Here is a 14,295-nt window from a genome sequence, read left to right as displayed (position 1 = left end):
CTCACATCCCCGCGCACTCCCGGCACGGGCAGTGCGGACAGCCCAGCGAGTGCAGGTACTTCGGCGCGCCCGCCGTCTTCTCGCACAGCAGGCAGGTGAGGTCTCCGTCGTCGGCGATGATCTCCTCGTACGGCACCGGCGTCATCCGGTCCGTCGAGTCGATGCGCTTGTGCGGGGCGCCGACGGCGACGATGAGGTGGTCGGTGACGGCGCCGACCGCGTGCGGCACCTCCCCCTCGACGAGGAACGTCTGCCCCGCACGGGTCTCGTGGATGCGCCCGCCGTAGGTGATGGTGCCGATGCCCGCGACGACGGTGAGCACGTGGTGCCCGGGATGGGTGTGCGGTACGAATCCGTGTCCGGCGGGCAACCGGATCAGGTCGGCGCCGATCTCGCCGTTGGTCGCCAGTTCGCGGCCGCTCGCGGCGGCGGTGCCGTGCATGGGGACTTCGAGCTCGGCGTGCTCCACGCGGAGCTCGGTGTGGTCGTCGTGGAGGGAGTTCTTCGCCCAGTCGGTGATCTGCAGCGGGTGTTCCACGTTCACTCCTCGTCCTTCGGGCGGGCCCAGACGACGCCGCCGAGATCGTGCCGTCCGGCGCGCAGCACGGAGCAGCCCACGAGGGCGTGCCCGTCGTGCCGCAGCCGGCGCATCCGGTTCCACCGGTCCACCCGGTGGCGGGTGCCGCCGGTGAGGAACGTCCACACCGGACCGAGCGCCCAGGGCGCGGCTCCGGTGGTGGTCGGGCTCGCGTGCGGGAGCAGCAGCAGCCGGCCGTCCTGCACGGTGGTCTCCTCGCCGAACGGGACGGCGACGGCGGGGGCGCCTTCGGCGGCGGCCACGGCGGCGGCGAGGTCCACGTGGGCGGACAGCGGCCAGCAGGCGGCGAGGCGGGCGCGCCACCGGGTTTTCGCGGCGCTCCCGTCCTCCTCGTCGAGCCAGTGCTCCCGCAGGAAGTCCCAGGCCGCGCAGGCATCGTCGCCGCCGAGCACCGGGGTCCGCGGCGCGTGCGCGACGAGCCTGCGCAGTTCCTCGTCGGCCGAGCGGGGCGCTTCCCGCAGCATCGCGCGGGCGGTGGCGCCCGCGTGCGCGAGCAGCCGCGCGTAGCGGTCCGGGGGCTGCCGCCGCGCGGCGAGGCTCGCGCCCATCGCGGAGCGGCGCGGTTTCCCGGTGGCGGTCGCGCGGTACCCGCCCAACCGCAGCACGGCGGGCCGCGGTTCGGCGCGGGCGCACAGGTCCCGCACCTCGTCCACGTCGGCGTCGGCGGTGACGAGCCCGATCTCCTGCCCCAGCGCGGGTTCCGCGACGCCGACGGCGGCGAACCGGCCGGTGAGCCCGGCGGTGCGCCAGCCGCGTTCGACCTCCAGCGGGTAGTGCTTCTCGCCGCCGCGGTTGATCCGCTCCGCGGTGCGCCCGCGCAGCACCAGCAGCCGGTCGTCCCGCAGTTCGCCGAGGTCGCCGGTGCGCAGCCAGCCGTCGGGGGTGAGCGCCTCGGCGGTGGCGGCCGGGTCCTCCCAGTAGCCGTCCATCAGGTCGGGGGTGCGGATCTGCACCTCGCCCGCGTCGAGCCGCAGTTCGGTGCCGGGCAGCGCTTCGCCGACGGGCGGGAACCGGTCCAGGTAGTGCTCGGTGAAGCCCGCGCCGTCGAACCTCGGTGCGGTGCAGCTGAAGTTGACGGCTTCGGTGAGCCCGTAGCCCTGCCGCAACCGCGGCCCGTAGCGCCGGTGGAACCGGTGCGCGAGGTCGCCGGTGAGCGGGGCCGCCGCGGTGATCAGGTACTCCAGGTCCGGCGGCCAGTCCGGTGCAGCGTCGACCAGGTCGGACAGCAGCGCCGGGACGATCGAGGCGGTCCGCGCTCCGGCGGCGGCGAGGTCGGCGAAGTAGCCGGCCGGGTCGAACCGGGGGTGCAGCACGAGCGGCGCCCCGGTGAGGTGGGTGCCGAGCAGCGACAGCACCAGGGCGTTGCAGTGGTACAGCGGTAAGCAAGTCCCATGTGGACGGTCCGGCGAGATCCCGTGCAGCGCGGCGGTCTTCGCGGCGTTGCCGAGCACGGCGGCCCGCCCGAGCCGCACGCCCTTCGGCCGTCCGGTGGAGCCGGAGGTGAACATGATGAACGCGAGCCCGGCGGCTTCCGGGTGCTCGGCGGCGAGCCCCGTGGTCCGGACGGTGGTGGTGCCCGCGTGCTGTTCGACGACGGCGCTCGCCCGCACGCGCCGCACGATCTCGGGCAGGTCGGTGCCGCGCGGCGCCAGCGGCACGGCGACCAGTTCGCGGTCGAAGCAGTCCAGCAGCACGGCGGCGAGCTCGGGCCCGTTGGGCAGCCGGATCACGACGCGCGCCCCGGGCGGCAGCGCGGCCAGTTCGGGCCGGTGGTTCATCGCGCGGGCTCCGTTCCGCCGCGCAGCGAGGCGGGGCGCAGGTCGGTCCAGTGCTGCTCGACGTACTCCAGCGCCGCGTCCCGGCCGGTCGCGTCGAGCACCACGTCCCAGCCCGCGGGCACCGCGGCGAACGCGGGCCACAGCGAGTGCTGGAGCTCTTCGTTGCGCAGCAACAGGAAAGTGCCGTCCTCGTCGTCGAACGGGTTCGTCATGGCCGCCGGTCCTCCTCGGTCGCGGTGTGGTGGCGCAGGTGTTCGCGCAGCACGGCGCCGATCTCGCCGACGTGCCGCGGCTGCATGATCCGGTGGTGCGGGTGGTCCAGGTGGTAGGTGGTGAACGGCCCGTCGAGGTGGGCGCGCCAGCGCTGCGGATCGGGGCCCTCGGACGTTCCGATGTGGACGGTGTCGCCGCTGCGGTGGCCGATCCGGTGGTCGCGCAGCAGGGCCGCGTTGTGCCGGGATCCGGCGACGACGTCGGCGACGTCCTGCTCGGTGAGGGCGGCGAGCGCGCTGCCCTCCCGGCGCAGCGCCGCGGACACCTCGGCGAAGGTGGGTTCGCCGGTGCCGTCCTGGTCGACGGAGGTGAGCAGCACGCGGTGGATCCGCGCCGGGTCGATCTCGTCCGCCGCGCCACCGGGTTCGGGCAGCGGCGGGTCGATGAGGCACAGCAGTCCCGCGTCGTCGCCGAGCCGTTCCGCCATCGCGTGCGCGACCACGCCGCCGAACGACCAGCCCACCAGGTGGTACGGCCCGTGCGGGTGCGCGGCGCGGAGTTCGGCGAGGTAGCGCTCGGCCATCTCGTCGATGCTCCCGGGCAGGTCGGCGACGCCGCCGGCGCCGATGCCCTGCACCCCGAGCACCGGGTGCGCGGGGTCCAGGTGGGCGAGCAGCCCGGCGTAGAGCCAGGCGAGCCCGCTGAGCGGGTGCACGCACACCACCGGCGCGGCCGTGCCGCCGGTCCGCAGCGGCACCAGGTGCCCGGTGGTTCCGGAGCCGGTGCGCAGCACGCGCTCCAGCGCGGCGGGGGTGGGTGCGGCGAACACGTCGCGCAGCTGCGGCCGGGTGCCGAGGCGCTCCGCGACCCGGTCCACGAGCCGCACCGCGAGCAGCGAATGCCCGCCGAGCTCGAAGAAGTTCTCCTCCGGCCCGACGTGCGCCACGCCGAGCACCTCGGCGAACACCGCGCTCAGCTCAGGCCCGGTGCTGTCCGCGTTCCCCGCGCTGCCCGTGCTCGCCGTGCTGCCCGTGCTCGCCGCCCGCTCGGGCGCGGGCAGCCGGTCGCGCAGCAGCTTCCCGTTGTCCGACAGCGGAAGCCGGTCGATGCGCAGCAGCCGGGACGGGATCATGTGCGCGGGCAGCCGCTCCACGAGGTGCGCGCGCACCGAGCCGAGGTCGGCGCCGGGGGCGACCAGGTGCGCCACCAGCCTGCGGTCCTGCTCGTCGTGGTCGTGCACGGCGACGGCGGCGGCACGCACCTGCGGGTGCCCGGCGAGCACCGCTTCGACCTCGCCGAGTTCCACCCGGTGCCCGCGGATCTTGACCTGGTCGTCCTCGCGGCCGTGGAAGCGCAGCGTTCCGGCGGCGTCCCGGGAGGCGAGGTCGCCGGTCCGGTACATCCGGCCGCCGGGCGGCCCGAACGGGTCGGCGACGAAGCGCTGCGCGGTGCGGGCGGTGCGGTGCAGGTAGCCGGTGGCCACGCCGCGCCCGGCGAGGTACAGCTCGCCGACCACTCCCGGCGGCACCGGTTCGAGCCGGGGGTCCAGCACCAGGCACCGGGTGCCGCGCAGCGGTGTCCCGAGCGGCACGCCCGCGGACTGCGGGCCGGTGACCTGGTGCGCGGTGGACCAGACGGTGGTCTCGGTGGGCCCGTAGCAGGCGTGCACCTCGCAGCCGAGCGCGCGCAGCCGATCGGCGAGCGGACCCGGTACGAACTCACCGCCGACCACGACCCGCAGCCCGTCGAGCGCGGGCGCGGCGCCGTCGGCGGCCAGCAGCGCGTGCCACAGCGACGGCGTGGCCTGCACGATCGTCACCCGTTGCCGCGCCAAGAGGGCGAGCAGCAGCCGCGGGTCGCGGACGGTGTCCCGCCCGGCGAGCACCACGGCGGCTCCGGTGGCCGGTCCGAGCAGCAGTTCGGGCACGGACATGTCGAATCCGGCGGGCGCGGCGGCCAGGATCCGCTCCCCCGGCCCGGGGCGCAGCCGGTCGCGCAGCTCGGCGAGCAGGTTGCGCACCGCGTCCTGCGGCACCACCACCCCCTTGGGCCTGCCGGTGGAGCCGGAGGTGTGCAGCACGTACGCGGTGCCGGGCGGCACCTGGGCGGGCGTGCCGGGCAGGCGGGAGCAGCGCACCGCGCCGGTCCCGTCGTGGTCGAGCAGCAACCCGGGCCGGGCGTCGGCGAGCAGGTCCGCGGCGCGCCGCGGCGGCAGGTCCGGGTCGCACGGCAGGTAGGCGGCCCCGGCGGTGTGCACCGCGAGCACCGCCGCGACCAGGTCCGGCCCGCGGTGCAGCCGCAGCGCGACGAGGTCGCCCGGCCCTGCTCCGGCGGCGGTGAGGTCGGCGGCGATCCGCTCGACGCGCTCGGACAGGTCGCGGCGGGAGAGTTCGCGGTCCTCGTGGACCAGGGCGAGGGCGGCCGGGTTCCGGGCGGTGTGCTCGGCGAACAGCTCGTGCGCCGCGGCTCCCGGCGCTTCACCATCCGGTCCTTCGCCGGTGCACAGCAGGGCGGCGCGTTCCGGTTCGCCGAGCACGGCGAGCGCCGCCACGTCCTGCCCCGGGTCGGCCGCGGCGGACAGCAGCAGCCGTTCCAGCCTGCCGATGAGCGCCCGCGCCGTCTCCGGGTCGAACAGCTCGGAGTCGTACTCGAGCACCCCGCCGATGCCCGCGGGTCCGCCCGCCGCGTCGTGCCGGGTGCGGAGGCTGAACAGCAGGTCCATCCGCGAGGAACCGCCGTGCAGGTCCAGCGGTGCGACCTCGACGCCGGGCAGGTCGAACTCGGTGGGCGGGGTGTCCTGGAAGGCGAGCATCACCTGGAACAGCGGGTGGTGGGCCAGCGAGCGCGGCGGCCGCAGCACTTCGACGAGCTGCTCGAACGGCAGGTCCTGGTGGTCGAAGGCGTCCAGGTCGACCGCCCGGACCCGCCGCAGCAGGTCGCGGAAGGTGGGCCGCCCGGACAGGTCGGTGCGCAGCACCACGGTGTTCACGAAGCAGCCGACGGCGTCGTGCAGCGCGGCGTCCCCGCGCCCGGCGACGGGTGTCCCGATGGGGATGTCCGCGCCCCCGCCGTGCCGGTGCAGCAGGGCGGCGAGCGCGGCGTGCAGCACCATGAAGGGGCTGACGTCGTGGTCCCGGGCGAGCCGGGCGGCGGCCTCGTGCGTCGCGGCGCCGAACTCGACCTCGATGGTCTCGCCGCGGTGGGCGGACGCCGCGGGCCGCGGGTGGTCGGTGGGCAGCGGCAGCAGCTGCGGTGCGCCGCGCAGCACCTCGGTCCAGTGCTCCAGGTCGGATGCAGTGTCGATATCTCGTTGCCACAGCGCGAAGTCCGCGTACTGCACGGGTGCGTCCGTCCACTGCGGAGCTCCCCCGCCGAGCCGGGCGCGGTAGGCGGTGGACAGGTCGCGGCTCAGCGGCGCGAAGGACCAGCCGTCGGCGGCGATGTGGTGCAGCAGCACCAGCAGCGCGTGCTCCGCGGGCCCGGTCTCGTACAGGGTGACGCGCAGCGGTGCCTCGGCGGCCAGGTCGAAGCGGTGCGCCGCGTCGGCGGCCATCCGATCGATCAGGTCCACTTCGGACAGTCGAACGTGCTCGAAGCACACCTCGCCGGGCGGCAGGACGCGCTGCCACGGGCCGTCGTCCGCCTCGGCGATCGCGGTGCGCAGCACCTCGTGCCGGTCCACCACGTCCTGCCAGGCCGCACGCAGCGCCGCCACATCGATCCGCCCGCGCAGCCGGTGCGCGAACCGCAGGTTGTAGGTGTCGCCGAACTCGGCGAAGCCGCTGGTGAACCACAACCGGCGCTGCGCGGGCGAGAGCGGCACCCGCTCCGGGCGGCGTCCCGCGCGCAACCGGGGCCGGGCGGTCTCGCCGCGTTCGGCGAGGTGCCGGGCGAGGCCTTCGACGGTGGGCGCGTCGAACAGGGTGCGCACGTCGAGCTCCACGCCCAGCCCAGAGCGCACCCGGTTGATCAGCTGGGTGGCCAGCAGGGAATGCCCGCCGCAGTCGAAGAAGCTCTCGTCCACCCCGATCTCCGGCACGTCCAGCACCGCGGCGAACGCCTCCCGCAGGAACCGCTCGACCGAGGTGGCCGGTGGCCGCCCCGGCGCGCGGCCGGACTCCGGGGCGGGCAGCGCCCGCCGGTCCAGCTTCCCGTTGGGGGTCAACGGGATCTCGTCGACCGGCAGCAGGAACGACGGCACCATGTAGCGGGGCAGCAGCGCGGCGGCGTGCGCGAGCAGCTCCGTCGGCGCCGCGTCGGCGGCGAGCCGCACGTAGGCCACCAGCCGCGCTCCGCCGGGGCCGTCCTGCGGCAGCACGACGGCGCGGTCCACGGCGTCGTGGCGTTCCAGCGCGTGCTCGACCTCGGCCGGTTCGATGCGGAAGCCGCGCACCTGCACCTGCTGGTCGGTGCGGCCGAGGTGCTCCAGCGATCCGTCCGGCAGCGCGCGGCCCAGGTCGCCGGAGCGGTACATCCGGGAACCGGGCGGCCCGAACGGGTCGGCGACGAACCGGCTCGCGCTCAGCCCGGGCCGGTTCAGGTACCCGAGCGCCACGCCGCGTCCTGCCACGTAGATCTCGCCGGGACAGCCCGGGGGCACCGGGCGCAGCGCGTGGTCGAGCAGGTGCAGCCGCACGTCGTCCAGCCCGGCGCCGACGACGCCGCGGGTCTCCGCCGGGTCGGTGAGCTCGGCGAACGTGCTGTGCACGGTGGTCTCGGTGATCCCGTACATGTTGATGGCGCGGAGGCCGTCCGCGGCGATGCGCCCGGCGATGCGCGCCGGGTCCAGCGGTTCGCCGCCGAGCACGACGCTGCGCACCGACGGCGGTTCGGCCCCGGCCTCGACCAGCTGGTAGTAGGCCGAGGGCGTCTGGGACAGCGCGGTGACCCGCTCGCGCCGCAGCAGCTCGCGGAACTCGCGCGGCGACCGGCTCACGTCGAACGGGACCACGACGACCCGTCCGCCGCGCCCGAGCGCGGCCCACAGCTCCCACACCGACATGTCGAAGGCGCAGGAGTGGAACAGCGCGTGCACGTCGTCCGGCCCGAACCCGAAGTGCCGATCGCCCGCGGCCAGCAGCCGGTGCACGTTGTCGTGCGTCACCAGCACGCCCTTCGGCCTGCCGGTCGAACCGGAGGTGTAGATCGCGTACGCCGGGTCGCCGGGCCGGATCAGTACGCCCAGGTCGGCGCCGGAGATCGCCGGGTCGTCGACGTCCTCGACCACCAGCACCTCGGCGGCGCAGGTGGGGGCCGTGGCGCGGGCCGCGACGACCAGGGCCGGCGCCGCGTCCGCGAGCACCTCGCGCTGCCGTTCGCCCGGGTGGTCGGGGTCCAGCGGCAGGTAGGCCGCGCCGGTCTTGAGCACCGCCAGCAGCGCCACCACCTGGTCGAGGCCGCGGGGTAGCGCCAGCGCCACCAGCCGGCCGCGCCCGGCACCTCGATCGGCCAGCAGCCGGGCCAGCCGGTTGGCGCGCGCGTTCAGCTCGCCGTAGGTGAGGCGCTCCTCCCCGCAGGACGCGGCCGGCGCGTCGGGCCGTGCCGCGGCGTGCCGCTCGAACAGCTCCGGCAGGGTGCCGCCGTCCCGGTCCGGCAGCGGTGCCGGGGTGCCGCGCTCGCCGGGCAGCAGCAGGTCCACGGCGCCGAGCGGCGCGTCCGGTGCGGCGCAGATCCGGTCCAGCACCGCGGCGAGCCGGTCCAGCAGCAGCCGCGCCGCGGCCTCGTCGGCGACGTCGGTGCGGTGGTCCAGCCGGAACCCGAGCCGCTCGCCGGGCAGCACGATCAGCGACAGCGGGTAGTGCGTGCCGTCGTGCACCCGCATCCCGGTGATCCGCGGCCCGTCCGGCGCGTCCTCCCGCTCCGGCGGGTAGTTCTCGAACACGACGACGGTGTCGAACAGGTCGCCGCGCCCGGCGATGGCCTGCAGCCGGGCGAGGTCCACGTGCTGGTGCTCCAGCACGTGCAGCTGCTGCGCGCGCAGCGCGGCGAGCGCATCGGCGGTCCTGCGGTGCGGGTCGAGCCGCACCCGCACCGGCACCGTGTTGATCAGCAGCCCGACGATCTCCTCCACCCCGGTCAGTTCGGCGGGCCTGCCGGACACGGTGGCGCCGAAGACCACGTCGTCCCGCCCGGTCAACGCGCCCAGCAGCACTCCCCAGCCCAGCTGGACCAGCACGTTGGTGGTGACGCCGCGGGCGCGGGCGGTCGCGCGGAGCCGTTCGGTGGTGGCCTCGTCCAGTTCGCGGTGCGTCCGGCGGTGCGGCGCGGTGCTCGCGCCGGGCGCGGCCACCAGCGTCGGTTCGTCCACATCGGACAGCAGCGCCCGCCAGGCCGCCTCGTGCGCGTCCAGGTCCTGCGCGCCCAGCCAGTCGAGGAAGTGCCGGTACGGCACGGGTTCCGGCAGCTGCTCGCCCGCGTGCAGCGCGAACAGGTCCCGGATCAGCACCGGCATCGACCAGCCGTCGAGCAGCACGTGGTGCGTGGTCAGCACGAACACGTACCGGTCCGGCCCGGTTCGCAGCAGCGCGGCCCGCAGCAGCGGCGGCTCGGCCAGGTCGAAGCGGCGCACCCGGTCGGCGTCCAGGTACCGGGTGACGTCGGCTTCGGCGGGCGCGTCCAGCTCGGTCCAGCCGACCTCGAACCGGTGCGGCCACAGCTGCACCGGGACACCGTCGGCGCCGTGCCGGAAACCGGCGCTGAGCTGCGGGTGCCTGCGCAGCAGCGCGTGCACCGCGCCGCGCAGCGCCGCCGCGTCCAACGCACCGGTGAGCTCGAAGGCGAACTGCACCAGGTACGGGTCGGTACCCGCCCGGTCGAACAGCGAGTGGAACAGCAGCCCCTGCGCCAACGGCGGCACCGGCAGCAGCTCACCGCCGTCCTGCTCGCGGCGCCGCCGGGCCTCGGCGGCGAACTCGGCGAGCAGCGCGCACCACCGGTCGACGACCTCCGCGACCTGCCGCCGCGGCACGAGTTCGCCCGCCCACGACCAGTTCGCGGTCAGCTCCGGCCCGCCGTCCCCGTCGGTGATCAGCGCGTCCAGTTCGACGGCGTGGCTCAGCGGCAGGTCCGCGGGCATCGCGGACCCCAGCACGCCCGCTCCCGGGAGCGGCGCCCAATTCCGGTCGCCCGCGGTGTCGAACCGGCCGAGGTAGTTGAACCCGAGCAGCGGCCGGGTGCCCGCGGCCAGCACCGGCGCGGTCTGCGGGTTCAGGTACCGCAGCAGCCCGTGCCCGATCCCGTTGCGCGGCACCCGGTCCAGTTCGGCGCGAACCCGGTCCAGCAGTTCGTCGAGTCCGGCGCCGCGCACGTCGAGGCGCACCGGGAACGTGGTGGTGAACCAGCCGACGGTGCGCGCCAGGTCCTGACCGGGGTCGAACTCCTCGCGCCCGTGCCGCTCCACGTCCACCAGGACCGGCCCGTCGGTGCCGAGCCCGGCGGCGGCCTGCGCGAACGCGGCCAGCAGCAGCGTGTCCAGCGGGCAGCCGAAAGCGGTGGCGGCGTGGTGCACCAGCTCGCCGGTGACCTCGGCGGGCAGCGTGCGCGCTTCGTGCGCGCGGGTGGATTCCCGGTCGCGCTCCGCGTCCAGCCGCAACGGCAGCGGTTGCTCGGTGGACGCGATGTCCCGCCACAGCGGGAATTCCGCCTGCACCTCGGGGTGCCGGGCGCGGCGCTCCAGCGCGTGCGCCCAGTCGCCGAACGAGGTGCCGACCGGTGCGATCTCCGGCGTCCGACCGGCGGCGAGCGCGGTTCCCGCCGCGCGCAGGTCGTCGAGCAGGATGCGCCAGGAGACGCCGTCCACCGCCAGGTGATGCGCGGCGAGCACGAGGATGCCGGGTTCGGGGGCCGCGTCGAGCCACACCGCCCGCACCGCGCTGCCGGACTCGGGATCGAGCTCTCGTTGCGCCGCAACCGAATGCTCCACGGCGAGCGCGATCAGTTCCGGTTCGGCGCGATCGCGGACGTCCACGCGCAGCGGCTCGCAGCGGGCCGGGCCGCCGATCTCCCAGGACCAGATCCCGTCCGCCGTGGACAGCCGCATGCCCAGCGCTTCGTGCCGGGCGAGCACCGCGTCCAGCACGGCCCGCAGCCGCTGCTCGTCGAGCCCGGCCGGAGTGCGCAGCACCGCGCACTGCGCGAACCCGGCGACCGCACCGCCCAGCTCCCGGAACCAGTGCATGATCGGCGTCAGCGGGAGCGGCCCGCGCTCCGCGGCCGGACGCACCGGTGCGGGCGCCGCGGCCGGGGCCCCCGCGTGCCGCGCGAGTCCCGCGACGGACGGGTGGCGGAACACGTCGGCGGTGCCGAGCTCGAACCCGGCACGGCGGGCGCGGCTGGCGAACTGGATCGCGGTGATGCTGTCGCCGCCGAGCGCGAAGAAGTCGGCGTCCGGGGGCACGTCCGCCACCCCGAGGACCTCGCCGAGCAGCTCGCGCAGCACCCGTTCCGCCGACCCGTCCGGCGCCGCGGGCTCGACCGGACCCGAGAGCACGTCCGGCGGTGCGGGCAGCGCGGCCCGGTCCAGCTTCCCGTTGCGGGTCAACGGCAACTCCGGCACCGGCACGACCACCGCGGGCACCATGAACGGCGGCAGCAGCTCGGCCGCGCAGGCCACGACCTCGGCCCCGTCCGGTGCCGCGCCGACGACGTAGCCCACCAGCCGCCGCGTGCCGGGCCGGTCCTCGCGCAGCACCGCCGCCGCCCGGCGCACCCGGGGCGCGGCGAGCAGCGCGGCCTCGACCTCGCCGAGCTCGATGCGGAAACCGCGCAGCTTCACCTGCCCGTCGGCGCGCCCGGCGAACTCCAGCAACCCGTCCGCGTTCCACCGCGCCAGATCACCGGTGCGGTACATCCGCTCCCCCGGCTCGCCCGCCGGGCAGGCCACGAACCGGTGCGCCGTCCCCGCCGGATCGCCGAGGTAGCCGCGGGCCAATCCGGCGCCGCTCAGGTAGATCTCCCCGACCACACCTGGCGGCACCGGGCGCAGCGCGTCGTCGAGCAGGTGCACCCGCTTGCCGTCCAGCGGCGCACCGATCGGCAGCACCGCGGGCGGATCGGCGGGCACCGGGTAGCGGGTGGCGAACACGGTGGTCTCGGTCGGTCCGTACCCGTTGATCACGGTCAGGCCGGGCACCGCCTGCCGCACCCGCCGCGCCGCCTTCGGCGAGACGACGTCACCGCCGGTCCACACCTGCCGCACCCCGGCCAGGCAGCCGGGGTTCTCCGCGGCGAGCGCGCCGAACAGGCCCGCGGTGAGCCACAGCCCGGTGATGCGGTGCGCGGCGATCGTCTCGGCCAGCACGCCGAGGTCGGTGGTGCCGGGCGGCGCGGTGACCACTTCGCCGCCGGTGAGCAGCGGCACCCACAGCTCCAGGGTGAGCGCGTCGAACGCGTGCGGGGAGTGCAGCAGCACCCGCTGCGCCGCGCCTTCCGCCCACCAGCGATCGGCGGCCAGCCGCACCAGGTCGCCGCGGGTGATCGCGACGCCCTTCGGCTCCCCGGTCGAGCCGGAGGTGAACATGACGCACGCCAGGTTCTCCGGGTCGAGCACCGGCGGCTCGGCTCCGGTCGAGCCGGGTTCCGGGTCGAGCACCGGCCCGATGTCCTGGAACCACGCGGAGAACTCGTCCGCGGCATCGGTGACCAGCACCTCCAGGCCCGCCCGCTGCGCGATGCCCCGCAACCGGCCGGGCGCGTCACCCCGGTGCAGCGGCACGTACGCCGCGCCCGCCCGCACCACGGCCAGCACCGCCACCACCAGGTCCGCCGAGCGGTCCAGCAGCAGCCCCACCGGCGTCGACACCCGCGTCCCGGCCGCGACCAGGCGGGCCGCGAGCCCGGCGGCGCGCGCGTCCAGCTCCCGGTAGGTCCACGCCCGGCCGGTGGCCGCCTCGCGCACCGCGATCGCGTCCGGGGCGCGGCGCACCCGCGCGGCGAACACCTCCAGCACGTCCTCGACCGGGGACGCCGGCGGCGCGCCGGTTCCCGCGGCCGCGACCTCGGCGCGCTGCTGCTCGGACAGCGGGTCCAGCCGCGCCAGCGGCAGCTCCGGCGGGGCGTCCGCCAGCTGCCGCAGCAACCGCAGGTAGCGGTCCCGCGCGGCCGCCAGCAGCGGCTCGTCGTGGTTGGCGGGGTTCGCGTCGAAGTCGAACCGCAGCTCGCCGTCGCCGCGGTCGTAGGCCACCACCGAGAAGTCCTCGGACGGCGGCGCCTGCAGGTTGTGCACGGTCGCGGTGCACGCGCCGAATTCCAAGCCGTAGGCGAACTTCTGCACGTTCACCACCGGCCCGAAGAACACCCGCCCGTCCTCCGGGTAGCCCAGTTCGCGGCGCAGCCGCTCGCCCCGGTACCGCTGGCGGCGCTGCACCTCGGCGATCGCGGCGGCGACCTGCGCGGTGAACTCGCCCGCGGTGGCGGCCGGGTCCACCCGCAGCCGCAGCGGCAGCACGTTCGCCGACATCGACGGCGTGCGGCGGGCCGGCTCGGTGGTGCGGCCGGGCACCGGCAGGCTCAGCACCACGTCCCGGCTGCCGGTGGCGGCGTGCGCGTGCAGCGCGGCGGCGGCCACGACCAGCCGGGACCAGCGCTGCCCCAGCCGGTCGGCGCCCGTCCGCAGCGCCGCGAAACCCGCTTCGTCCACAGTGGAGGTCAACCGCAGCGACCGGTCCGCCGCGGCCGCGGGCCGGGACGCCATGCTCGCGAATCCCGGCCCGTCGGCGAGTTTCTCCCGCCACCACCGGCGATCGTCCTCGAACTCGGCGGAGCCGCGGTATTCGTCCTCTTCGGACCGCAGCACGTCCGGTTCCGCCCAGCCGTGCTCCGGAACCGGCTCCGCGGCGACGAGGTGCGCGTAGACCTCCGCGATCCGCTGCGACAGCAGGGTCATCCCGACCCCGTCCAGCGCGATGTGGTGCACCCGCTGGAACAGCAGGTGCCGCTCCTCGGCGACGCGCAGCACCGCGGCGCCGAACAGCGGCCCGGTGCCCAGGTCCACCGGCCGGTCCAGTTCGGCGCGCATCCACGCCGCGGCGGCGGCCTGCGGGTCGGGTTCGGCGCGCAGGTCGAGCACCGGCACCGCGAGGTCGACGGCCTGCGACCGGCGGCGCGGCAGCCCGTCGGCGTCCGCGGTGAACGTCGCGTGCAGCGCGGTCGCCTCGCCCGCGGCACGGCGCACCGCCACGACCAGCAGCGCCGCGTCCAGCGGCCCGGCGAGGTCGACGTACTCGCCCCACAGGTAGCGAGAACGGGCGCCGGACGCGGCGCGCTCGGCGATCCAGATGCCCAGTTCGGCTTCGGACAACGGCGGCTCGGCGGAGTTCTGGCCCAGGTTCATCGGTCGTTCCTCACGGGAATGGCCTGCGTGCGCCGGCCTCGGCTCGCCGCGCCGGCCATCGGGGCGGCCCAGGGGTCATCGCCCGCGGGACGCGCGGGTCGACGGATCTCGGTTCACTGCGGGGAAAGTGGTGTCAGCCGTGGCGGGGTGCGGCGGTGCCGCGCTCCCCGTACCTGGTCCGGCCGCAGCTCCCGCTCGGCGGACGGCGATCTCCCTCGCTCACGTCCTGACCCTTGCACGCGGCACGACGGACAGTCGACACAAAGCACCTATTCAGACCAATTCGGACAACTCGCTCGATGTCGCGGCCCACAGAGGGGTTGCGCCGGTGCGACACGGGGCGGCCTCCGGGGCGATCACGGAGCACGGCGTGTCGC

The 14,295-nt window shown here is 75.9% G+C and carries 4 protein-coding genes; all 4 read right to left on the bottom strand.

Features of this window, described 5'->3' with window-relative positions; genetic code table 11:
• Nucleotide 1 precedes the first annotated feature (1 nt).
• The 4 genes from AC29IT_RS10330 to AC29IT_RS10315 are packed head-to-tail and all read right to left on the bottom strand — an operon-like array spanning nucleotide 2 to nucleotide 13,918.
• Nucleotides 2–538, bottom strand: a complete 537-nt coding sequence (locus AC29IT_RS10330) for a cupin domain-containing protein (protein WP_358433133.1) — start codon at nucleotides 536–538, stop codon at nucleotides 2–4.
• A 2-nt stretch (nucleotides 539–540) separates the two neighbouring features.
• Entirely contained in the window at nucleotides 541–2,376 is a 1,836-nt protein-coding gene (locus AC29IT_RS10325; RefSeq protein WP_488218547.1) for a class I adenylate-forming enzyme family protein, read from the bottom strand.
• Entirely contained in the window at nucleotides 2,373–2,588 is a 216-nt protein-coding gene (locus AC29IT_RS10320) for an MbtH family protein (protein ID WP_488218546.1), read from the bottom strand. Before AC29IT_RS10320 ends, AC29IT_RS10325 begins: the two co-directional genes overlap by 4 nt.
• Nucleotides 2,585–13,918 (bottom strand): amino acid adenylation domain-containing protein, encoded by an 11,334-nt coding sequence (locus AC29IT_RS10315; RefSeq protein ID WP_488218545.1) that lies wholly within the window; start codon nucleotides 13,916–13,918, stop codon nucleotides 2,585–2,587. The genes AC29IT_RS10320 and AC29IT_RS10315 overlap by 4 nt, the downstream gene beginning before the upstream one ends.
• Nucleotides 13,919–14,295 lie beyond the last annotated feature (377 nt).

The sequence above is a fragment of the Saccharopolyspora sp. MMCC62 genome, from assembly GCF_057736575.1.
This window is presented reverse-complemented; position numbering and strand designations above follow the sequence as displayed.

What these genes read in the sequence shown, in the direction of transcription:
- AC29IT_RS10320 (WP_488218546.1), bottom strand. Translation starts at nt 2,588, where the DNA reads ATGACGAACCCGTTCGACGACGAGGACGGCACTTTCCTGTTGCTGCGC.
- AC29IT_RS10325 (WP_488218547.1), bottom strand. Translation starts at nt 2,376, where the DNA reads ATGAACCACCGGCCCGAACTGGCCGCGCTGCCGCCCGGGGCGCGCGTC.
- AC29IT_RS10315 (WP_488218545.1), bottom strand. Translation starts at nt 13,918, where the DNA reads ATGAACCTGGGCCAGAACTCCGCCGAGCCGCCGTTGTCCGAAGCCGAA.